This window comes from Actinophytocola sediminis (assembly GCF_054779715.1).
In genome coordinates, this window is record NZ_BAAGXS010000080.1 from 64,537 (window position 1) to 84,771 (window position 20,235).

The 20,235-nt window shown below is 70.7% G+C and carries 19 protein-coding genes; 12 read left to right on the forward strand and 7 right to left on the reverse strand.

What is annotated here, in order from left to right; all coding sequences use genetic code 11:
• The first annotated feature begins 3 nt into the window (after nt 1–3).
• Both ACYVIP_RS37595 and ACYVIP_RS37600 read left to right on the forward strand, forming a co-directional pair.
• Nucleotides 4–987: an enediyne biosynthesis protein gene (locus ACYVIP_RS37595; protein ID WP_460405315.1), complete on the forward strand. Its 984-nt coding sequence runs from the start codon at nt 4–6 to the stop codon at nt 985–987.
• Nucleotides 984–2,384, forward strand: coding sequence for a cytochrome P450 (locus ACYVIP_RS37600; RefSeq protein WP_460405317.1), 1,401 nt, complete (start codon nt 984–986; stop codon nt 2,382–2,384). The genes ACYVIP_RS37595 and ACYVIP_RS37600 overlap by 4 nt, the downstream gene beginning before the upstream one ends.
• A gap of 64 nt (nt 2,385–2,448) precedes the next feature.
• Here the strand turns inward: ACYVIP_RS37600 and ACYVIP_RS37605 are convergent, their stop codons facing one another.
• On the reverse strand, nt 2,449–3,171 hold the full coding sequence (locus ACYVIP_RS37605; RefSeq protein WP_460405319.1) for a helix-turn-helix domain-containing protein: 723 nt from the start codon (nt 3,169–3,171) through the stop codon (nt 2,449–2,451).
• 376 nt (nt 3,172–3,547) lie between these two features.
• Here ACYVIP_RS37605 and ACYVIP_RS37610 point away from each other — a divergent pair, with 376 nt between their 5' ends.
• The 7 genes from ACYVIP_RS37610 (at nt 3,548) to ACYVIP_RS37640 (ending at nt 9,796) form a co-directional block, all read left to right on the forward strand.
• Entirely contained in the window at nt 3,548–4,108 is a 561-nt protein-coding gene (locus tag ACYVIP_RS37610; RefSeq protein WP_460405321.1) for a DUF5987 family protein, read from the forward strand.
• Nucleotides 4,105–5,742 carry an FAD-dependent oxidoreductase gene (locus ACYVIP_RS37615; protein WP_460405323.1) on the forward strand — a complete coding sequence of 546 codons (1,638 nt, stop codon included), beginning with the start codon at nt 4,105–4,107 and terminating at the stop codon, nt 5,740–5,742. Before ACYVIP_RS37610 ends, ACYVIP_RS37615 begins: the two co-directional genes overlap by 4 nt.
• Nucleotides 5,743–5,924: 182 nt before the next feature.
• Nucleotides 5,925–6,410: a DUF6423 family protein gene (locus ACYVIP_RS37620; RefSeq protein WP_460405325.1), complete on the forward strand. Its 486-nt coding sequence runs from the start codon at nt 5,925–5,927 to the stop codon at nt 6,408–6,410.
• Entirely contained in the window at nt 6,407–7,696 is a 1,290-nt protein-coding gene (locus ACYVIP_RS37625; RefSeq protein ID WP_460405327.1) for an FAD-dependent oxidoreductase, read from the forward strand. Before ACYVIP_RS37620 ends, ACYVIP_RS37625 begins: the two co-directional genes overlap by 4 nt.
• Entirely contained in the window at nt 7,689–8,150 is a 462-nt protein-coding gene (locus ACYVIP_RS37630; protein WP_460405329.1) for a DUF6187 family protein, read from the forward strand. The genes ACYVIP_RS37625 and ACYVIP_RS37630 overlap by 8 nt, the downstream gene beginning before the upstream one ends.
• On the forward strand, nt 8,138–8,683 hold the full coding sequence (locus ACYVIP_RS37635; protein ID WP_460405331.1) for a carboxymuconolactone decarboxylase family protein: 546 nt from the start codon (nt 8,138–8,140) through the stop codon (nt 8,681–8,683). The genes ACYVIP_RS37630 and ACYVIP_RS37635 overlap by 13 nt, the downstream gene beginning before the upstream one ends.
• A 108-nt stretch (nt 8,684–8,791) precedes the next feature.
• Nucleotides 8,792–9,796, forward strand: coding sequence for a carboxymuconolactone decarboxylase family protein (locus tag ACYVIP_RS37640; protein ID WP_460405333.1), 1,005 nt, complete (start codon nt 8,792–8,794; stop codon nt 9,794–9,796).
• An 86-nt stretch (nt 9,797–9,882) separates the two neighbouring features.
• Here the strand turns inward: ACYVIP_RS37640 and ACYVIP_RS37645 are convergent, their stop codons facing one another.
• The 4 genes from ACYVIP_RS37645 to ACYVIP_RS37660 form a co-directional block, all read right to left on the reverse strand.
• Nucleotides 9,883–10,686, reverse strand: coding sequence for an AfsR/SARP family transcriptional regulator (locus ACYVIP_RS37645; RefSeq protein WP_460405335.1), 804 nt, complete (start codon nt 10,684–10,686; stop codon nt 9,883–9,885).
• A 270-nt stretch (nt 10,687–10,956) separates the two neighbouring features.
• Entirely contained in the window at nt 10,957–11,157 is a 201-nt protein-coding gene (locus ACYVIP_RS37650) for a hypothetical protein (protein ID WP_460405337.1), read from the reverse strand.
• On the reverse strand, nt 11,154–11,933 hold the full coding sequence (locus tag ACYVIP_RS37655) for a hypothetical protein (protein ID WP_460405339.1): 780 nt from the start codon (nt 11,931–11,933) through the stop codon (nt 11,154–11,156). The genes ACYVIP_RS37650 and ACYVIP_RS37655 overlap by 4 nt, the downstream gene beginning before the upstream one ends.
• A 17-nt stretch (nt 11,934–11,950) precedes the next feature.
• Complete coding sequence (locus ACYVIP_RS37660; RefSeq protein WP_460405341.1) at nt 11,951–12,883, reverse strand: hypothetical protein; 933 nt, start codon at nt 12,881–12,883, stop codon at nt 11,951–11,953.
• Between the two features lie 201 nt (nt 12,884–13,084).
• Here ACYVIP_RS37660 and ACYVIP_RS37665 point away from each other — a divergent pair, with 201 nt between their 5' ends.
• Nucleotides 13,085–13,219, forward strand: coding sequence for a hypothetical protein (locus ACYVIP_RS37665; protein WP_460405343.1), 135 nt, complete (start codon nt 13,085–13,087; stop codon nt 13,217–13,219).
• Between the two features lie 79 nt (nt 13,220–13,298).
• Here the strand turns inward: ACYVIP_RS37665 and ACYVIP_RS37670 are convergent, their stop codons facing one another.
• Complete coding sequence (locus ACYVIP_RS37670) at nt 13,299–16,385, reverse strand: AfsR/SARP family transcriptional regulator (protein WP_460405345.1); 3,087 nt, start codon at nt 16,383–16,385, stop codon at nt 13,299–13,301.
• A 419-nt stretch (nt 16,386–16,804) separates the two neighbouring features.
• Here ACYVIP_RS37670 and ACYVIP_RS37675 point away from each other — a divergent pair, with 419 nt between their 5' ends.
• Nucleotides 16,805–17,386, forward strand: coding sequence for a hypothetical protein (locus tag ACYVIP_RS37675; protein WP_460405347.1), 582 nt, complete (start codon nt 16,805–16,807; stop codon nt 17,384–17,386).
• A gap of 5 nt (nt 17,387–17,391) precedes the next feature.
• Nucleotides 17,392–18,864, forward strand: coding sequence for a DUF6239 family natural product biosynthesis protein (locus tag ACYVIP_RS37680; protein ID WP_460405349.1), 1,473 nt, complete (start codon nt 17,392–17,394; stop codon nt 18,862–18,864).
• 17 nt (nt 18,865–18,881) lie between these two features.
• Here the strand turns inward: ACYVIP_RS37680 and ACYVIP_RS37685 are convergent, their stop codons facing one another.
• Nucleotides 18,882–20,156, reverse strand: a complete 1,275-nt coding sequence (locus ACYVIP_RS37685) for a glycosyltransferase (protein ID WP_460405351.1) — start codon at nt 20,154–20,156, stop codon at nt 18,882–18,884.
• Nucleotides 20,157–20,235: the final 79 nt, after the last annotated feature.

The window sequence follows — 20,235 nt, forward strand, 5'->3', positions numbered from 1 at the left end:
AAGGTGGCTGAAGACACGGCGCAGACCGCGCCGCCGCGGCACAACCCGAAGGTCATCACCGCGCTGCGCAGGTTCGCGATCTCGATCTCGATCTTCAACATCGTCGGCTACACCCTGCTCGGCTTCGAGCAGCCGTGGGTCTGGCCGTTCGTCGCCCTGCTGACCGCGTACACCACGGAGATCGTGCTGGAGTGGATCGGCTCCCGGGTCGACCACCGGGCGCCCCGGTTCGCCGGCGGCGGCGTCCGCGGCCTGGTGGAGTTCCTCTTCCCGGCGCACATCACCGGTCTCGCGCTGAACATGCTGATCTACGTCAACGACCGCATCTGGGTGATGATCTTCGGCGTGTTCGTCGCGGTCAGCGCGAAGTGGATCCTGCGGGCCCCGGTCAAGGGCAAGCTGCGGCACTACATGAACCCGTCCAACCTGGGTATCGCGCTGATCCTGGTGCTGTTCCCCGCCTGGGCCAGCATCGCGCCGCCGTACCACTTCACGGAGAAGGTCGACCACTGGGTCGGTTGGCTGATCGTGGCCGTCATCATCGGCTCGGGCACCATGCTCAACGCGATGCTGACCAACCGGATGTGGTTGATCATGGGCTGGTTGAGCTTCTTCGTGCTGCAGGCCGTGGTCCGAGGGCTGCTGTTCGGCACGTCGATCCCGGCCGCGCTCGGCATGATGACCGGGGTCGCGTTCATCCTCTACACCAACTACATGGTGACCGACCCCGGCACGACCCCGTCCAAGCCGGCGTCGCAGTTCTCCTTCGGCGCGGGCATCGCGGTGATGTACGGCTTCTTCATGGTCGCGCACATCGCCTACGGCCTGTTCTTCGCGACCGCGGCGGTCTGCCTGATCCGCGGGTTGTTCCTGTGGTCGCTGCACTTCGTCAACAAGGCGAAGGAGAAGGCCGAGCTGGACAAGAAGTCCGAGCCGACCACGTTGCCGGTGGTCGAGGTGGCCGGACGGGAGGCGAAGGCGGCATGACCGCGGTCGGCGACCGTCCGGTCGAGCCGGCCGACCGCGAGCGGGCGGCACCCGGAGAGCTCCGGGTGCCGCCCGGCCCGCCGAGGTCGGCGACCTTCACCCTGCTGCGGCAGCTGAAGAACGACCGGTTGACCCTGATGTCCACCGCCGCGGCCACCTACGGCGACGCGGTGAAGGTCGGGATCGGACCGAAGACGCTGTACTTCTTCAACGATCCGGACACCGCGAAGTACGTACTGGCCGACAACGCGGCCAACTACGACAAGGGCATCGGCTACCAGGAGGCCAAACGCGCGCTCGGCGACGGGCTGCTCACCAGCGCGGGCGAGCTGTGGCGCAAACAGCGCAGGACGATCCAGCCGGTGTTCCAGAACCGGCGCATCACCGGCCTGGCCGACGTGGTCGCCGAGGAGGCGGGCAGGCTGGCCGACCGGCTGGCGGCCAACGCCGGCGGCGGGCCGGTCTCGCTGCTCGCCGAGCTGACCGGGTTCACCCTCGGGGTGCTCGGCCGCACGTTGCTGGACGCGGACCTCGGCGAGTTCGACTCGATCGGGCACAGCTTCGAGGCGGTGCAGGACCAGGCCATGTTCGAGATGGAGACCCTGGGCCTGGTGCCGCAGTGGCTGCCGCTGCGCCAACAGCGGCTGTTCCGCCGGGCGCGGGCCGACCTGCAGGTGATCGTGGACAAGCTGGTCGCCGACCGGCTGGCGCAGAGCCGGCAGGACGGTGACGACGTGCTCACCAGGCTGATCCAGTCGACCAGCATGGAGCAGGATCCGAAGGTCGCCGCCACCCGCATGCGCGACGAGCTGACGACCCTGTTGCTGGCCGGGCACGAGACGACCGCGAGCACGATCGGCTGGACACTGCACCTGGTCGACGAGCACCCCGAGGTCGGGCAACGGCTGCGGGCCGAGGCGCGGGAGGTGCTTGGCGACCGGTTGCCAACCTACGCCGATCTGGCCAGGCTGCGCTATCACACGATGGTGCTGCACGAGTCGATGCGGCTGTTCCCGCCGGTGTGGATCCTCACCCGGCGGGCGATCGCGGACGACGTGGTCGCCGGCTACCGGATCCCGGCCGGTGCGGATGTGTTGGTGTGCCCGTACACCCTGCACCGCCATCCGTCCTACTGGGAGCGTCCGGCGGAGTTCGACCCGGACCGGTTCGACCCGGACAAGCCGACCGACCGGCCGCGCTACGCCTATCTGCCCTTCGGCGCGGGCCCCCGGTTCTGCGTCGGCAACCATCTCGGGTTGATGGAGGCCACGTTCGTGCTGGCGCTGCTGTCGCGGGACCTGCGGTTGACCAAACAGCCAGGGTTCGAGGTGGTCGCGGAGCCGATGCTGTCCCTGCGGATGCGGGGCGAGCTGCCGATGACCGTGGAGACCGTCTGACCCGTTCGACACCACAATGGACGGTGCCTCCGCCGGAGGCACCGTCCATTGTGGTGGGGGCTGGTCAGGCGCCCGGCAGGGCGGCATCCTCAGCCCTGCCAGGCGCCCACGCCTGGATCGCCCACATCGGCTCGTCGAGCTGGGCGAGCAACACCGGTGGGTCGAACGGCGACCGTGGCCGCAGCCACAGGTCGGCCTGGCGGACGGGTGCCCCGGCGCGTACCTCGACCGGGCCGAGCGCGGCGAGGTAGATCTCCGTGCCGTCGGTCAGCTCCGCCGAGTGCGCGAGCAGGTACCAGGTGCCGTCCGGCACGCCGTCGAGGGTGTAGGAGCCGACACCGTCGATGGTGGTGTGCCGTACCGGGCAGCCCTGCGCGATGCGGTCGCCGAACAGCCCGATGACCGTGCGCGCCGGCCGGCAGGCCGGCGGTCCCCAGACCTGTCCGCGCACGGCCACCCCGTCGGTGGCCGAGGGTCCGGCCGCCGGCAGCGGCGTCGGGAACCCGCCCACCTGGCGGTACTCGGTCGGCGACATCCCGACGCTGCTGCGGAACCGGGAGCTGAAGGTGCCGATGCTGTTGTAGCCCACCATGTGGCTGATGTCGGCCACGGTCATCGGCGTCGCGATCAGCAGCCGCTTGGCCTCCTGTAACCGCAGGGCGGACAGGAAACGGCCAGGGGATATTCCGGTGACCCGCTGGAAGATCCGCGAGAAGTGGAACTTGCTGAACATCGCCGTGCGCGCCATGTCGTCGATGGTGATTCGATCGCCAAGATTCTCGGACATCGCTCGAATGACGCGGGCAACCGCGTCCTTGATTACCTCGTCCATTTCGGCACCGCTCGTTGGATGGTGGAGATCTGAGCTCGAATTTCAGATCGATCTGATGGTAGATCTGGTCACTGACCTCGGACAACCGGAATCGACATGCGGGACAGCGTCGACCCCAACGCCGGTCAAGCACCGCACGAGCCGCGTCATACCGGCGGCTCAGCAGGGTGTACCCGAATTGATCACGCTAAATGGCAATGGAGAAGATGCGACCGTCGGGAATGGGCAGGCAGAATAAGTCCGACCAGTGCGGTTTATGGTCGGACAATTCGTGGATCACGACCGAACGTGGCGGTGTCCGCTCATTCGGGTCGACGAGGAGGAAGCCATCGTGGATTCAGGTTCGGACCAGGATCGGACGGCCACCCTCGAGGCGTTCGCGGATACGATCGTGCCCGGAGCCAAGCGATCACCCGACGACCGGGCGATCGCCGGCGTGTGCGACGACCCGGGCGCGGTCGAGGCGGGCGCGCTGGAGCTGCTGCACACCCCGGCCACCGGCGTGACCGCCGGGCTGGTCCCGCTGGCCGGCGCGCTCAACGCACACGCGCTGGCCTACGCGGGGCGCACCGGCGTCGAGCTGGACCAGGACGTGCCGCCGTTCGTGGCACTGGCCTACGAGCACCGGGCCGCGTTGGTCGCCGAGCTGACCGCACCCGGCCACCCGGAGAAGGACGGCTGGGTGATGCTCGCCCTGTTCGCCAACATGGCCTACGACAGCGCGGCACACCTGAGCACCGCCGACGCGCTCGCCGCCGGGCACCCCGGCCTGCTGGCCATCGGCTTCGCCAAGCCCGACGCCGACGGACTGTGGCGCTTCCCGGACTACTCCTACGGCGAGGAGCTCGCCAAGCGACACCCGGACACCACGGCATCGGGGAGCCCGGCATGAGCGCGCGGGAGAAGACCGACGTCCTGGTCATCGGCAGCGGGTTCGGCGGGTCCATCACGGCATACCACCTGGCCGCCGGCGGCGCCGAGGTGACCGTGCTCGAGCGCGGCCCGTGGCTCACCGGCGAGGACTTCGACCACGACTACCTCCTTGGTTCGTCCTACACCCGGGTGTTCGACTTCGTCTCCGGCAACGGCATGAGCGTGCTCGGCGGCAACTGCGTCGGCGGCGGCTCGGTGGTGTACTTCGCCGCGCTGCCCCGCGCGCCGAGGTTCGTGTTCGAGCGGCAGGGCTCGATCGGCCGCCGGATGTGGCCATCGGCGATCAACCGCGACACCCTCGATCCCTGGTACGACCGGGTGTCCGAGGTGATGCCGGTCCGCCAGCAGGGCTGGAACGACGTCACCTACGCCGGCGGGCTGTGGGCCGCGGCCTGCCACCACTCCGGCCGGTCGGCCAACCCCGTCCCGGTCGGCATCGACACCGAGAAGTGCACCAACTGCAACTGGATGATGGCCGGCTGCCGGTTCGACGCCAAGCAGTCGCTGCTGCTCAACTACCTGCCGGCGGCCATCGCGCATGGGGCGCGGATCCGGCCGCTGCACGAGGTGCAGCGGATCTCCCGGACCGACGACGGCGGCTACCGGGTGCACTACAACGTCATCGACGATGAGGACTACCGGGTCAACGTCGACAGCGGCACCATCGACGCCAAGATCGTCGTGGTGGCCGCCGGCGCCGGCGCCACCCCGGTGATCCTGCAGCGCTCCGAGGAGACCCTCGGGGCGATGCCGCACGCCGTCGGCCGCTACTTCTCCGGCAACGGTGAACGGCTGAACACCGCGATCATCAACGAGGATCGCGTGCGGGAGGTCCTCGGCCTCTCGCGCCAGGGCGGCGCGGCCTACGAGGCCAACCAGATCGGCAAGGGCCCGGTCGTGGCCTGTTGGGACTTCCTGGACGGCGAGCTGCCCGAGTTCTCCCGGTTCTCCTTGGAACAGCTGTACTTCCCGCCCGGTCTCGGCACGATCCTCGCCCAGGCCCCGGATGCCACCGGCCCGACCTGGTTCGGCAAGGAGAAGAAGGAGATCCTCAAGCAGTGGAAGTCGTGGCTGACGATCTTCCTGATGACCGAGGACGACAACGAGGGCGTCTTCGGCCCGCCGCCGCCGACCGGCAACGCCTACCGCATCTCCCAGCAGATGCTCGGCAAGGGCCCGTTGAGCTACGACCCGACGCCGAACACGCTGCGTGGCTGGGCCAAGGCCGACGCCGAGGTCAAGAAGATCCTGGAGAAGGACGGGCTGGCCAAGGTCGCGCCGTGGACGAACGACGTGGTCGGGGCCTACACCGTGCATCCGTTGGCGTCCTGCCGGATCGGTGACGACCCGGCGACCTCCGCGCTCGACGACCGGCACGAACTGCGTGGCCACCCAGGCATTTTCGTCACGGACAGTTCGGCCGTACCGGGTGGACTGACGGTGAACCCGGCACTCACCGTCGCCGCGCTCGCCGAGCGGGCGGTGCCCGGCATCGTCCGTGCCGCACGGGAACGCGGCATCGAGGTGACCTACGGGGCGCCACTGCCCAGTTCCTCGGGCGGCGGCCTCTCCACCGGGGAGTCCGCGGCCTGACCGAACAGGCCATTGTGGACAGATCGAAGCCTTGAGCACTGGTGGGAAATGTGCCACGCTGAAACGCGAGATGGTGAACTTTTCGTGGTTCATGTCCGCTGGTCTCTGGGAGGTAGGCAGTGTCTTCGCTCGAGGTTCCAGGATTAGACGTCGCCGGTCGGGTGCGTGCGCGGGACATCCAGATGGCGGGAGTCGCCGACCTGCGACGTCGCGTGTTGATGATCTCCGGGGCGATCGACGCGGTCGACTACGACGTTTCCGTCTCCATCAACCTCCCCGAGCCAGGGCGTTGGCAGATCATCAAGTCCGAGACCAACCTGACCGACCAGACCTGGGTCGCCATGCAGGTCACCACCGACGAGAACACCCACTTCGTCGAGGACGGCGACGCCATGGTGATGTCCCGCCAGTTCGCCAAGACCTTCCTCACCCCGGACATGCGCAGGCTGACCTTCTTCGACGGCGAGGTGCGGCCGGGTGAGGCCGTGCTCAAGGTCTTCGAGATCGAGGCCGACGGCCGTCGCCCGGCCTACGCGCACGCCAGGTACAGCCCGGTTTCCTCGGCCAGCGCGGAGGAGTCCGAGGACATGCTGCAGGAGATGGTCACCAACGGCATGCCACAGCGCCCGACCATCGAGGTGATCGTGCCCGTCACGGTCATCGGGTGACCAGGTTCGTCCCGCACCCCCGCCTGCTCGGCTCACCACGGCACCGCGAATGGCCGCACTACCCGGCGCCGTTCGCGGACCGGACCGGACCGCCCCCGGAGATCGCCGACGTCGTCATCGTCGGCGCCGGACCGGCGGGGCTGGCGGTGGCCGCCGCGCTGTGGCACCTCGGGGTGCACGACGTCGTCATCATCGACCGCGACGGTGAGCCGGCCGGCCGGTTCCTCGAGCGGGTCGACCGGCTCGACCAACGGGTGCTGCGCTCGCCCTACGAGCACCATCCCGGCGTGGAGGGCTACCGGGACTGCGAGCTGCGGGACTTCGCGCGGATGCACTGGGCACAGCTGACTCCCGTCGAGCGCCGCGAGGTCCGCATGTCCCAGGCCGGGCACCGGTCGGTGGTGCCGGTCGACGTGTTCGCCGCCTACTGCCGGCACACCTCGGTCATTCACCAGGTGCCGCAACGACTCTGGCCGGGCGATGTGCGCTCGCTCACCGTCGACGGCGACCGGGTCATGGTGCGCGGCAAGGACTTCGCCATCGAGGCGGGCAACGTCGTGCTGTGTCAGGGAGAGGAGCGCCGCGCCGCACCCGCCGACTGGTGGGCCGGCGTTCGGCCGGGCGGTGTCGGCTACTGGGACGAACCGGTGCCGGCCGACGCGACCCGCGAGATCGTGCTTGGCGCCGGACTGACCGCGGCCCACCTGATCCACAACGCGTTGCACCGCGGCGCCACGGTGGAGTGGTTGGTGCGCGCGGAGTCCGAGCGCTACCAGTGCTCGGATGTCAACGCGTCCTTCTTCCGCGCCGAGGGCCGGGCCCGCTTCGACGGCGTGCCGTGGGCCGAGCGGCTCGCGCTGATGGCCGGCCAGCGCCGGGCGTCGGTGATGTTCGAGTTCCGCCCGCTGCTGGAGAGCGCGGCGGCCGACGGCCGGCTGACCACCCATCGCGGGATCGGGGTGCGCGCGGTCACCGACAAGGGTGTCGAGCTGACCGACGGCCGGGTGGTCGCCGGTGACCATGTCACGCTCGCGCTGGGCACCGTGCCGTCCATCGGCACGGGCCTGCTGGCCGACGGGCTCGTCGGCGCCCGCGACGGCTGGCCCGACCTCGACGAGCGCACGCTCGCCTACCGCAACGCGCCGAGGGTGTTCAGCGCGGGTGCGGCCGCGTGCATGGTGCTCGGTCCGGCGGCGCGCAACATCGACGGCCACCGGGTGGCGACCGCGCGGATCGCCGGCGCGATCGCCGCCAGGGTGCGCGAAGGCGTTGACGCGCATGTCTGAGCCGTACGACACGGTCTTCTCCCTTCCCTCGGTGGACGACGATCCCGACACCGAGATCGGCGTGCTGCTCATGGGGTTCGGTAAGGAGCGGCTGCTCGCCGGGCTCGGGGTGGCGAGCAGGGGACTGCTCGACGACCCGGCCACGGTCACGATGTATGTCGACCAACTGCGCCACGGCGCCACGGACGACCTGACGTTCGACGACGCGCTCGTCCTCGGCGCCACGCGCTGGCGCACCGCGATGGCCGGGCTCGCCGCCGCCGGTCTTGACCACGCGCCCCATTCGGCCGCGCTGCGCGAGCAGTGGGGCCAGGCGAGGACGGAGATCACCTCGGCCGCCAGGGTGGCCGGGCAACTGCGCACGTCCGGCGCTGCCGAACAGGTCTATCTCGTCGCATGCTGGTCACGGTGCGAGGAGATCGCCACGATCGCGGAGGAAACATGTCCTACCTGAGCTCCCTTCCCGACGATGCCGTGCTGATGGACGTCTTCAAGCTCTACCCGGAGACCTCCCGGCCGCTGCTGGACTACCACGAGGTCGTGATGCGCGGCCCGTCGCCGTTCACCGTCGCCGAGCGCGAGCTGATCGCGGCCTACGTGTCCGGGGTCAACTCCTGCGGCTACTGCCACGGCGTGCACACCGCGACCGCGGAGGCGTGCGGGATCGCGAAGGGCGCGGTGCCCGCCGCGGTCGTCGACCTGGACTCGGCGCCGATCGCGGCGAACATGCGACCGGTGCTGCGCTACGTCGACAAGCTCACCCGCACCCCGTCCGCGATCACCGTGGCCGACGCCGAGGAGGTGCTGGCCGCGGGCTGGGACGAGCGCGCGCTGCACGACGCGGTGATGGTGTGCGCGATGTTCAACTTCATGAACCGGATGGTCGAGGGGCACGGCATCCGGGCGAGCGGGGACTACTTCGCGCTGTCGGGCACCCGGCTCAAGGAGGTCGGCTACGCCGGGCTGAACGACCTGCTCGACCAGTGACCGAGGGCGCCGTTTCGAAGATCGTGTTGCGCAATCTGTGAGATCTCCGGCGCGGCCGTTCCCCCTACCCTGAATTTCCCAGGCCCGCGGGTGACCCAGGGAGCGCCGATGTTGCTGCGGACAGCGTTGCGAACGACCATGAAGCAGGTCCGGCACGTGACCCCGGTGCGCCACCGGCACGCGGCGGGCCTGACCGCGCTGGTCTACCAGCAGGTCGAACGCGACTTCGGCATGCTCGCCCCACCGGTGAGCCTGCACTCGCCCGCGCCGGCGAACCTGGCCGCGGCGTGGACGATGCTGCGGGAGACGCTGGTGGTACGCACCGAGGCGAGCCGGGCGGCCAAGGAGGCGGTGGCGGCCGCGGTGTCGGCGAGCAACTCCTGCCCGTACTGCGTCGAGGTGCACACCGCGACGCTGGCCGCGCTCGACCAGGACCCGGCGACCGAGACACTCGCCGCGTGGGCCAGGTCCGGTGGGGCCTGGCCGTTCCCGGCCGAGCAGGCGCCAACGCTGATCGGGGTCGCGGTGGCGTTCCACTATCTCAACCGCATGGTGCACGTCTTCCTCGGTGACTCGCCGCTGCCGCCGGGGCTGCCGGCCGGTGCGCGCCGGCGTGCGGGCACGGTGCTCGGCCGGTTCATGCGCGGGGCCGCGGTGCCCGGTGGTGATCCAGGGGACTCGGTCGGGTTGCTGCCCGCCGCCGCGCCCGCGGCCGATCTCCGCTGGGCGAAGGCGGCGCCGACGGTGCACGACGCGTTCGGCCGGGCGGTGGCCACGGTGGAGGCGGCCGCCGCGGCCAGCGTGCCGATGGCGGTGCGGGAACTGCTCACCGCCGAACTGTCTACTTGGGACGGACAGCCGCCCGGGCTGTCCCGGTCCTGGCTGACCGGTCCGGTCAGCGCGGTGCCGGCTGCCCAACAGCCGGCCGCGCGACTGGCGTTGCTCGTGGCGAAGGCGTCCTACCAGGTCGACGAGGACACGGTGCGCGCCTACCGGGAGCTCGAGCCGTCGGACACCGCCATGGTCGAACTCGTCTCGCTGGCCGCGTTGCGCGCCGCCAGGGTGGCCGGCACGCGGTTGGCGACCGGACGCCTCTGGGCGGCGGCCGCGTAGGCCAACTGCCCTGAATGCCCCATTCAGGACGGTGAGCGTCGCCAATGCCTCATTCAGGGCATCGCAGCCGGGGGCGGGTGAGCGCCTCAGCTGTTCACCACGAAGTTCGGGTCGTCGACGGTGGCGTGCCCGTTGAGGATGCGATGGTGCAGTTGCCGGACCCGCATCGACGGCTCTACGCCGAGCTGGTCCACCATGCTGGTGCGCAACCGCCGGTAGGCCTCCAGCGCCTGGCTCTGCCGGCCGGAGCGGTAGAGCGCGACCATGTGCTGGGCGCAGAAGTTCTCCAGCATCGGATGCCGCGCGCACAGCGTCGCGAGCTCGCCGAGTAACTGGTGGTGGCGACCGAGACGCAGATCCGCCTCGATCCGCAGGTGCAGATCCCCCAGCCGGTTCTCCTCCAGCCGCATGGCCTCGATGGCCAGCTGCGGACCGGTCGGCACGTCGGCCAGCGCCGGCCCACGCCATAAGCGCAGGGCCTCGCCGAGGGTGTTGGACGCCTCCTCGTGGTCACCGTGGTTGACCGCCTGGCGCCCGGCCGCCGACAGCCGGTCGTAGCGAACGGCGTCGACATCGCTCGGCTCGACGTTGAGCAGGTAGCCGGAGCGGCGGGTGATGAGGATGTCCTTGGAGCTCAGCCCACCCTCGGTGGTCAGCACGGACTGGAGCTTGCGGCGCAACTTCAGGATGTAGGTGTGCAGTGTCGGCACCCCGCTGCGGGGTGGGCGGTAGTCCCAGATCTCCTCCGTCAGCGTCGCCATGGTGACGACATGGCCGGCGTTCAGTGCGAGCATCGCGAGCAGCTGGCTTGGCTTGCTGGCGGTGGGGACGATCGAGACACCACCTATCGAGACTTCCAAGGGGCCGAGGACCTTGATCTCAACTCGCATGTCGGAACCTTTTCTAGGCGATTCGATGCATGCCAAAATGCCCATCCGTCGACCTGCTGACGAATGGGCATTCTGGGCGTACCGTGTGGCGCTTGGCTTATTTAGGGCGCGCGAAACCCAAAGAAAGCGTGACAGATCCCGGTAGGCATGTCAAGCGGGTCTCCATGCGATCTCCAGGGGTGCATGGGTGGTTTACGCAAAGGCCAGAATTGCCTTTGCGAAATGCGCGTCGACCGCGCCGAAGAATGCGCGTCGAATCTGTTATGGGAGCTACTTCGCCTGCTTGCGGCTCCTGGACTCGACGATCAGCTCGTACAGCTCGTCAAGATCATACTCGGCGCGGCCCGGTCGGCCATAGCGCGCGAGCTTGCCTCGGCTGGCCCACTTGCGGATGGTGGCCTCGGTGACGCCCGCGGCCAGCGCGGCCAGCTGGGTCGGCACCGTGCGCCGGTCGGCGTTGGCCGGCCTCATTCGGCGTTCCCCTGGTGGGGCGACCGGCTGGGTTCGGCCCCGCCGCCGTCACCGTTCTTGGGTGCGGCCCCCTTGGGGTCTCCGTTGGTGCCGTTGCCGCGATTGCCGTTGCCGCGGTTGCCGCCGTTGGTGCGCCCGCGCAGCGACAGCCAGTGTTCCGGCGCCCACACGTGCCCGGCCTCGCAGGCCACCTCGTAGGGCGCGGCGCCCTCGCGGTGCGCCTCGGCGTGCACGGTCTGGCCGCAGTCGGGCATCGGGCACTGGCCGACGGCGACCCGGAAGCCGGTGTCCGGGCGCAGCGCCGCGCTGACCGCCTCGGCCAGGTCGACCAGCTCGTCGACCAGGCTGGGCGCGGCCGGGTGCTGGAACAGCCAGTGCAGGTGGATGCCGAGGAAGCCGACGAGCTTGCGGATGGCCAGCTCGTCCGGGCCGGGCATGCCGCGCTCGCTGATCACCAGCCCGCACCAGGAGGCGAGCACGCCGAGGATCTCCGACCGGACCGAGACCACCGCGTCGCGCAGCACGATGCCGTGCGGCCGGTGCCCGCTCACCCGCTCCCGGAACCCGTTGGGCCGCAGGTCAAGCACGTGCGCGCACATCTCGAACAGCGAGGGCAGCTCGATCAGCGTCTCCTCGGCGAGGTCGCGGCAGGCGGCGCAGACGCACAGGCCGGGGGCGAGCAGCGGGGCGCTGCCCTGCTCGTGGCGCCGGCTGCGGCAGGTCGGCCGGCCGCCGAGGTTCGGCTGTGGGCCAAGCGCGTCGGGTTGGCTCGCCATGACACTCACTTCCGTTCTCAGTCGGTGATCCGCACACCGAGGCCGGTGCGCTTGGCGCCCTCGTAGATCCGGTAGGCGAGTTCGGCGTTGAGCTCGGTGGTGCCGAGGAGCTCGACGAGCAGGATGTCGTCGCCCCGTCTTCGGCCCGCGTGCCGGCCGGTGAGCAGTTGGGCCAGGTCGGCGGCGATCAGCGGGCCGGTGCCGCCGTGCAGGATGACCGAGTCGATCGTCGGCTCGGCCAGGTGCGTGGCGACCACGCGGCGCCGGGGGAACTGGTCGAGCAGCATGAAGTCGTCGACGTAGACCTGGTCCACCTGGTCGACCAGGTCGTCGTGCAGGTCCGCGCCGGTGGCGTTGACCAGCACCGTGCCCCTGGCCAGCTGGTCGAGCCGCAGCCTGCCAAGTCCCGTGCTGGTCGAGCCGTGGTCGGTGGCCACCACCAGGTTCGCGCCGAACACCGCCTCGGCGACGGTCTCCACGATCGACAGCCCGATGCCGCTCAGCTCCAGCTGGTCGGCGAGTTTGGGCTCGATGGTCTGCTCGCCGTCGAGCTGGAGGGCGACGTGGCTGATGTCCCGCACGTGCCTGGCGATGACCGCGAGCTGGGTCTGCACCGAGTTGGCCGGGCCGAGCATGGCGACCGTCACCGCGCCGCCGACCAGCAGTTCCCTGGCGGCCACCGCGGTCAGCGCCGCGGTCAGCGAGTCGCGAAGGGACTGCGCCGGCACCACGCACGAGCGGACCGCGTTGGGGTGGTCGAGCATGACCAGCTCGTTGCCGTTGCGCCCGGAGTCGCCCCAGGTGACCAGGCGCCCTGGCGTGCGGTGCACGTGCCCCGCCCGGCTGACGGTGCGCCCGATGAGGTCCTCGGCGAGGACCGCGACCGGGTCGATCATCTCCAGCGCGCTCCACACCTCGTGCGCGCGTAGCCGGAGGAGGGTGTCGGTCATCTCGAGCGTCCTGCACCTGCGCGAGTCATGTGCGTCAATCTCGCGAAGTGCTCTACCGGAGCCTTATCCGCCCGCTATCGCCGGACGATAGCGGGCGTTAAATCGACCGAATGTCGACGAAAGGCGAGCCGGCGTTGACTCGTTCTCGAGCGGGGCTCCCGCCGAAAACGAAAATCCCAACACCGTTTCGGAGGCTTTGCCATGTCTGCCATTCGCAAGCTCGCCGTGTCCGTCGCCGCGCTGTTCCTCGGCCTGTCCGCGCTGTTCCTGACCACGGGCACCGCCGCGGCCGACTGTGACTGGACCGTGCCGGTCCCGTGCAGCGTGACCGACTGACGAGCTTTGACCAACACGCAGGGGGGCGGCGACAGTTCCGGTTTGTTCGGGGGTCTTGTCCTGTCGCCGCTCAGTGGGATCAGCGAAAAATCGCGTTTCCGCGATTCTGTTCCAGTTCTTCGCGCAGCCGGTTCGCCTCGACGGAATCGACCCTGCTGAGCAGGTCGATGGCCGCCTCCAGATCGCGGGCCGCGGCGCCGTCCTCGCCGAGTCCCTGGTGGACGTCCGAGCGCAGGATCAGCGCCTTGGCCTGCCAGACCGTCGAACCGAGCTCGGCGAACAGCGCGTGGGCCGCCTCGACGTGCTCCGCGCCCGCGGCACTCTGCCCCCTGGCCAGCGCGATCTCCCCGAGCGCGTGGTGGGCCTGGCCGGCGACCAGCCGCTGCCCGACCTGTTCGGCCAGCGAGAGCGCGTGCTGCAGGGTGGTCTCGGCGTTGTCCAGCCGTCCGGTGCGCTGGCGGACCACGCCGAGGCGGCACAGCGCGGCCGCCTCCCCGATCCGGTCGCCGATGTCCCGGACGATGAGCAGTACCCGGTTGAGCGCCTGGTGGGCCCGGTCGACCTCGTTGGTGAGCAGGAACAGCTCGGCCGACCGGTTGAGCGCCTGCGCCTCGCCGCGCAGGTAGCCGACCCGGCGGAACCGCTCCAGCGCGGTCTCCAGCATGCCCCTCGCGGTCTCGGCGTCGCCCTCGTCGATCCACAGTTTGGCCAGGCTCTGCAGGATGTGCGCCTCGCCGACCAGGTCACCGACGGACCGCATCTTCGCCAGCGCCGCCTCGTACCGGTCCCGCATGGCGTCGGTCCGGTTGCGCACCCGGTTGACCGTGCCGAGGTGGCGCAGCACCAGCGCGCCGCCGTGCTCGTCGCGCTCGGCCTCGAACAGCTCCTTGGCGGCCAACAGATAGCGCTCGGCCTCGTCGAGGCGGAACTGGAACAGGTGCATCGAGCCGAGGGTGTAGAGCATCGCCGCCTGACCGCGCCGGTTGCCTGCCTCCTCGGCGGTGGTCAGCGCCCGCTCGGCGGTCTCCCGCCAGTCGTCGAAGTGGCCCTTGACCTCGAACAGGGTCACCGAGGTGAGCGCGAGATCCCAGCACACCTCCGACATCCGGTGGTCGGCGGCGAGATGGACCGCCGAGACCAGCGACCGGCGCTCGGACTCCAGCCACTCGATCTGGTCGCCCATCTCGTCGATCTCCTCCACCTCCAGCGCGCCGTCCCAGCGGGCCGAGGTGCCGTGCAGGATGGTGTAGTCGCCGCCGTACTCCTTGCGGTGGGCGTGTTCGGCGCGGGCCAGCCACGCGCCGAGCAGCCGCTCGGTCACCTCGTCGCGCTCGGCCTCGGTCTCCTCGTCGGCCAGCCGCTCGACGGCGAACACCCGGATGAGGTCGTGGAAGCGATAGCGCAGCTTCTCGCCCGGATACTGCACCGTGTCCAGCAGTTGGGCCTCGACCAGGCTCTCCAGCACCTCGAAGGCGTCGAACGGGTCGACGTCGAGCAGCACCGCCGAGGTCCACGCCGGGAAGTCGGCGGTGGTGATCAGCGAGAACCGGCGGAACAGGGTGCGCGCGACCGGCGGGAGCGTGCGGTAGCTCAGGCCAATGTTGGAGCGCAGCACCAGGCCGCGATAGGACAGCTCGTCGAGCCGGCGCACGCTGTGGCGCAGCCGGGCGACCAGCACGTCGATGCGCCAGTGCGGGCGGGAGGCCAGCCGGGCGCCGGCGATGCGGATGGCTAAGGGAAGCCCGCCGCACAGCCGGACCAGCTCGTTGGCCGCGTCCGGCTCGGTCTCCGCCCGGCTCGGGCCGATGATCTTGTTGAGCATCTCCAGCGAGCGGTCGACGTCGAACACGTCGATGTCGACCAGGTGCGCGCCGGGCAGCCCCGGCAGCGGCGCCCGGCTGGTGACGATCACCGCGCACCCCGGACCGGCCGGGAGCAGCGGCAGCACCTGCTCCTCGTTGGCCGCGCCGTCGAGCACCACGAGCACCCGTTTGCTGGCCATCCGGCTGCGATAGAGGTCGGCGCGCTCCTCCTCGTCGTCGGGGATCCCGTTGCCGTCGACGCCAAGGGCCCGCAGGAACTTGGCGAGCATGCCGCGCACCCGGTCCTGGCCGTTGGGTGACTCCAGGTCGCCGTAGAGGTGTCCGTCGGGGTAGATGTCGCGCAGCTCGTGCGCGGCCCGTAACGCCAGCGTCGACTTGCCGACGCCGCCCTTGCCGGAGATCGCGACCACCCGCATGCCGTAGCGGACGTCCTCGTCATCGTCGTCATCGGTCAGCACCCGGGTGATCTCGGCCAGCTGTACCTGCCGGCCGGTGAAGTCCGCGATGCTGGCCGGGAGCCTGCGCGGCACCACGAACTGCTGTTCGGTCGGGTTCGGGTTCCGGCGCGCCGGGGCCTGCTCGACCGGGGTGACGTCCAGCTCGGGGTCGCGGTTGAGGATCGCGGTCTCCAGCCGGCGCACCCCCTGGCCGAGCTCGATGCCGAGCTCCTCCATCATCGTGGCGCGCGCCCGCCGGCAGACCTCCAGCGCCTCGGCCTGGCGGCCGGACCGGTACAGCGCCAACATCAGGAACTCGTACAGCCGCTCGCGCAGCGGATGCTCCTTGACCAGCGCGAACAGCTCGCCGACGATCTCCTCGTGCCGGCCGAGGGCGAGGTCGAGCCGGATCCGTTCCATGATCGCCGCCAGCCGCTCGTCCTCGAGCTGGGCCGCGCCGCGGCGCACCAGCTCCGAGGCGAGGCCCGACAGCGCCTGGCCCCGCCACAGCGACAGCGCGCTGCGCAGGGTGGCCACCGCCTCGGAGGTCCGGTCGGCGTCGACGTGTGCCCTGGCGGAGGTGACCAGGCTGGCGAACTGGGTGGTGTCCAGGTCGGGCTCGGCGATCTCCAGCAGGTAGCCGGGTGCCCTGGTGCGGATCGTGGCGGTGCCGCCGGTGTCGGTGAGGATGCGGCGCAGCGCGGAGATGCAGATCTGGATCTGGGCGCGGGCGGTGGTCGGCGGCTCGGTGTCCCAGACCGCGTCGATGAGCTGCTCGATCGGGGTGACCCGGTTGGCGTTGAGCGCGAGCATGGCGAGCACCACCCGCTGGCGGTTCCCCCCGAGGTCTCGTTCCTGCCCGTTGAGCGTCAGCGCCAAAGGACCGAGCAGTCGCAGCGCCAGCACGTGACCCCCGTCTCGCCCATCTTGCTCCCGGTTAGGTTAACGCTTCGCCTCGATCCGGCTGGGCCGTGTCCGGCGGCCGGGCCTGTGCATTTGGGCGTCGGTAAGGGGGCCCGACAAGCAGTTCCTGACAGTCTCTCACATTACGGACAACGTATACAGACTAGAGATACAACGGGGGCGCGACATTCTGTCGAGAATGGTTCCAACGGACCACGCGGTCTCCTGCGGATGCGCGGAAGACTATTGGGAACGCATCGCGCAACGGGGGAGATGCGCTGCTAGGGGGGTCGCTCGACCATAGACCAACGGGAGCCTGGAATGGCGGAGTCCATTCGCGGATCAGCCTTCCCGTATTGGTACCGCTGCGTGCATGATTACTCACGTCCGGTTACCCGTAGCGCGAGATCGAGGAGTGCCGAATGACCGCCCAAGCGCCCACGACCAACCTACGCCGGCTGACCGGCCCGACCGGTGTGCTCAACACCCGCCACCACAAGGCGGCCCTGCTGGTCTTCACGTTCGTCGTCATCGCGCACTGGGCCGAGCATCTGGTCCAGGCCTACCAGATCTACGTGCTCGACTGGCCCCGGCCGCAGGCCGGCGGTGTGCTCGGGCTGTGGTTCCCGGTGCTGGTGCAGTCCGAGTGGCTGCACTACGGCTACGCGATCGTCATGCTGGTGGCGTTCGTGATGCTGCGCCACGGGTTCGTCGGCCGCTCGCGGACCTGGTGGAACATCGCCATGTGGATCCAGGTCTGGCACCATTTCGAACACCTGTTGCTGCTGCTGCAGGCGGTCACCGGCGCGAACCTGATGGGTAAGCCGGTGCCGACCAGCATCGCCCAGCTGGTGTTCTCCCGGGTCGAGCTGCACCTGTTCTACAACGCGATCGTGTTCGTGCCGATGGTGGTCGCGATGGTCTACCACCTGCGGCCACGGCCGGCGGAGATCGAGCAGATGCGGTGCTCCTGCCGGCCGGCCCCGGTCAGCGCGTCGGCCTGAGTGTCATGGAGCCCCTGCTGATCGTCGCCCAGGGGCACAGCCACCAGCTCGAGCTCGGGGTCACCATGGGGCCGCTGGTCCTGCGGGTGGCCGTGCTCGCCGCCGTGCCGGTGGTCGCCGGGTTCGCCCTGCTGCGCGGGTTCCTGACCGAGCCGGGCCGGCTGCCGACGGCGATCGTGGTGGCCGTCGCCGGCGGGGTCGGCGCGCTGGAGCTGCTGCTGGCCGGCGGGTTGACCCTGCCCCAGCAGACCGTGCCGCTGCTGCTGGCCGCCCTCGGCGCGCCGCTCTACCTCGCGCTGTCGCGCGACCGGAAGGCGGCGCGGTCGGTCGACCGGGCCCGCAGGCTGGCGCCGTGGGTGTTCTGGCCGGTCGCCGCGCTGGCGGTGACGCAGTTCTGGCTGGCCATGTTCGCGGACGCGAGCCGGGAGCGGACCGCGGTCGGGCTGCACACCGCGGTGCTGTTGGCCCTGGTCGCGCTCAGCTGGTTCGCGGTGGCCCGGCCGCGCCGGGGCGTGCGCGCGCTGCGCGCGGGCGCGGCGCTGGTGGCCGTCGGGCTCATCGCCGGCACCGCGCAGGCGACGGTGCTGCGTCCGGCCGAGACGGTGCCCGGCGTGGCGACCTCGGTCAGCGTGCTGGTCGGGGAGCGGTCGGTGGCCGCGGTCGTGGTGCCCAACCTGCCCGGCTGGAACCTGGTGCATGTCGACGCGCCGGACGTGGTGGTCGGCACCGGCCAGGCGTCGACCTATCCGCGATACCCGGCCACCGCCTATCCGGCGACGGCCGGCCGGTGGCTGCCGGTCGAGCTGCCGGCCGGCCGCAGCCAACTGTGGCTGCGCCTTGGTGACGCGCTCGGCTCGTTCACCACCGACACCGGCGCCGACCAGGCCGGGGCGCCATCGGCGCTGCGCGGACCGGACGGGCCGGAGTGCGCGAGCGCGCTGCTCGGCGCGCCGGTCGCCGGCGGGCGGGCCGCGGCCGGCTGCCCGGCGGACACGTTGCGCCCCGAGGACGCCGACGAGCTGCGGCGCACGGTGGAGCTGGTGGCCGCGCGGCACCAGGAGGTCGCGGTGGTGTCCGACCAGAGCGCGCGGGCGGTGGCCGCGGCCGCCGTGGTGCGCGCGGAGGCCGCGCGGCTGGGGGTGACGGTGTCGACCGACCAGGGCGTGCCCGCGGTGGTGGTGTCCGGTTGGGCGCGCGCGGGGGCCGCGCTCGGCTCCGGGGCGGAGGTCTACCTCGCGCCGTGGCTGTCCGCGCCGCCGGTGCTGGCCGAGGCCGACCAGGCCCGGCCGCGCTGGGTGGCGCGCAGCTTCGACCAGGACGGGACATCCTTCCGGTGGTATGCCAGCAGTCTGGCCGCCGACTATCCGGGACTCGAGCCATCGGCGGCCGGATACCGGGCATGGCTGGACGAACGCCGGGAGCGGGTGGCCGGCCCGGTGAAGCTCTACCAGGTCGGCACACCCGCTGTCGGTCGGTGAGGTCTCAGGCTGAGCGCTCAGGCGGCGACCGCGAGCTGTCCCGGCACGGCGAAGATCTGGTAGTCGGCGACCAGGCGGGTCATCAGGTAGCGGCGGGCCGTCGACTCGGCGGCGTTGTTCCCGAGGCGGCGGCGCAGGATCGGGTCGCCGAGCAGCATGTCCAGCGCGCCCACCACGTCCGCGGTGCGCCGGGGGTCGACCAGCACCCCGTTGTGGCCGGGGGAGATCTGCTGGCGCAGCCCGCCGACGTCCCCGGCGACCACGGCCTTGCCCTTGATCATCGCCTCGGCCACCGGCAGCCCGAAGCCCTCCGCGACGCTCTTGTGCAGCACCACGTCCGCCCGCCGCTGCAACGCGTTCACCACCAGCGCGGTCCGCTCGGCGTCGGTGGTCGAGGTCAGCACCAGGTGCACCCGGTCGCGGTCGTCGGCGGCCAGCTGCGCGCGCAGCGCGCGGACCTCGTCGAGCACCGCGCGGCTCTCGGCGTTGTCCGGCTCGGGGCCGGCCAGCACCAGGTGCACGTCCGCCGGCAGGTTCGGCACGCAGCGCAGCACGCCCGGCATGTCCTTGAACGGCGCCCACCGCGACACCTGCACCACCGTCCGCGCCTCCGGCGGCAGCGGCTGGTCCTGCTCGACCCCCGGGGTGGTGCCCGGTTCGGTGAGCCCGATGCCGGCCAGCAGCGCGTCGACCTCCCGGGTGGACAGTGGCCGGTTCTTGGCCGAGAGCGGGTCGATCGCGGGCGCCAGCACGTGCCGGCGGGCGAGCGGCACGCGCTGCGGCGCGTACTCCGGCAGCGTGGTCACCACGGCGTCCACACTGGACAGTTCGGCGGCGAAGTGGTGCCACACGGCGGCCGGGCCGGAGGCTTCCTCTTCGGTGGTGCCCAGATGGCAGTGCCAGCCGACCCGCAGGCCGGCGTCGGCCAGCGGCCGGGCCATGCCCAGCGTCGCCGGGTCGTGCAGCACCACGACGTCACCAGGGGCGAGCCGCTCGATCAGCCAGTCCGCCTGTGCGGCAAGGGTTGTGCGGTAGTGCCCGGCGGAGGTGTTGAGCCGGTCGGTGGTCAGCGTGTCGGCCCGGCCGTGCAGCAGGCGGTCGAGGTACCTGGTGAAGTCGTGGAACTCGTCGTCACCCGCGATCACCGCCCACCCGGCCGAGACACCGGTCCTGACCTGTGCGTGTACCAGCCCGTGCAGCAGTTCGGCGACGCCGCCGGTGGCGGCCGACGCGCTGACGTGGACCATGCTGGGACTGGCGTTCGGGCGACGTACCCAGTTCGGTGTCACCATGCCCTCCTCAAGGCCAGCGGTTTGGTTCATCTCTGTGTACCGGTGGCCGCCGCTGACCAGCAACTTTGCTGTTGCGGTA

Bases quoted from the DNA above. Each gene is read 5' to 3' on its own strand.
- ACYVIP_RS37600 (WP_460405317.1), top strand. From the start codon at position 984: ATGACCGCGGTCGGCGACCGTCCGGTCGAGCCGGCCGACCGCGAGCGG.
- ACYVIP_RS37605 (WP_460405319.1), bottom strand. From the start codon at position 3,171: ATGTCCGAGAATCTTGGCGATCGAATCACCATCGACGACATGGCGCGC.
- ACYVIP_RS37615 (WP_460405323.1), top strand. From the start codon at position 4,105: ATGAGCGCGCGGGAGAAGACCGACGTCCTGGTCATCGGCAGCGGGTTC.
- ACYVIP_RS37620 (WP_460405325.1), top strand. From the start codon at position 5,925: ATGGCGGGAGTCGCCGACCTGCGACGTCGCGTGTTGATGATCTCCGGG.
- ACYVIP_RS37630 (WP_460405329.1), top strand. From the start codon at position 7,689: ATGTCTGAGCCGTACGACACGGTCTTCTCCCTTCCCTCGGTGGACGAC.
- ACYVIP_RS37635 (WP_460405331.1), top strand. From the start codon at position 8,138: ATGTCCTACCTGAGCTCCCTTCCCGACGATGCCGTGCTGATGGACGTC.
- ACYVIP_RS37640 (WP_460405333.1), top strand. From the start codon at position 8,792: ATGTTGCTGCGGACAGCGTTGCGAACGACCATGAAGCAGGTCCGGCAC.
- ACYVIP_RS37645 (WP_460405335.1), bottom strand. From the start codon at position 10,686: ATGCGAGTTGAGATCAAGGTCCTCGGCCCCTTGGAAGTCTCGATAGGT.
- ACYVIP_RS37650 (WP_460405337.1), bottom strand. From the start codon at position 11,157: ATGAGGCCGGCCAACGCCGACCGGCGCACGGTGCCGACCCAGCTGGCC.
- ACYVIP_RS37655 (WP_460405339.1), bottom strand. From the start codon at position 11,933: ATGGCGAGCCAACCCGACGCGCTTGGCCCACAGCCGAACCTCGGCGGC.
- ACYVIP_RS37660 (WP_460405341.1), bottom strand. From the start codon at position 12,883: ATGACCGACACCCTCCTCCGGCTACGCGCGCACGAGGTGTGGAGCGCG.
- ACYVIP_RS37665 (WP_460405343.1), top strand. From the start codon at position 13,085: ATGTCTGCCATTCGCAAGCTCGCCGTGTCCGTCGCCGCGCTGTTCCTC.
- ACYVIP_RS37675 (WP_460405347.1), top strand. From the start codon at position 16,805: ATGACCGCCCAAGCGCCCACGACCAACCTACGCCGGCTGACCGGCCCG.
- ACYVIP_RS37680 (WP_460405349.1), top strand. From the start codon at position 17,392: ATGGAGCCCCTGCTGATCGTCGCCCAGGGGCACAGCCACCAGCTCGAG.
- ACYVIP_RS37685 (WP_460405351.1), bottom strand. From the start codon at position 20,156: ATGGTGACACCGAACTGGGTACGTCGCCCGAACGCCAGTCCCAGCATG.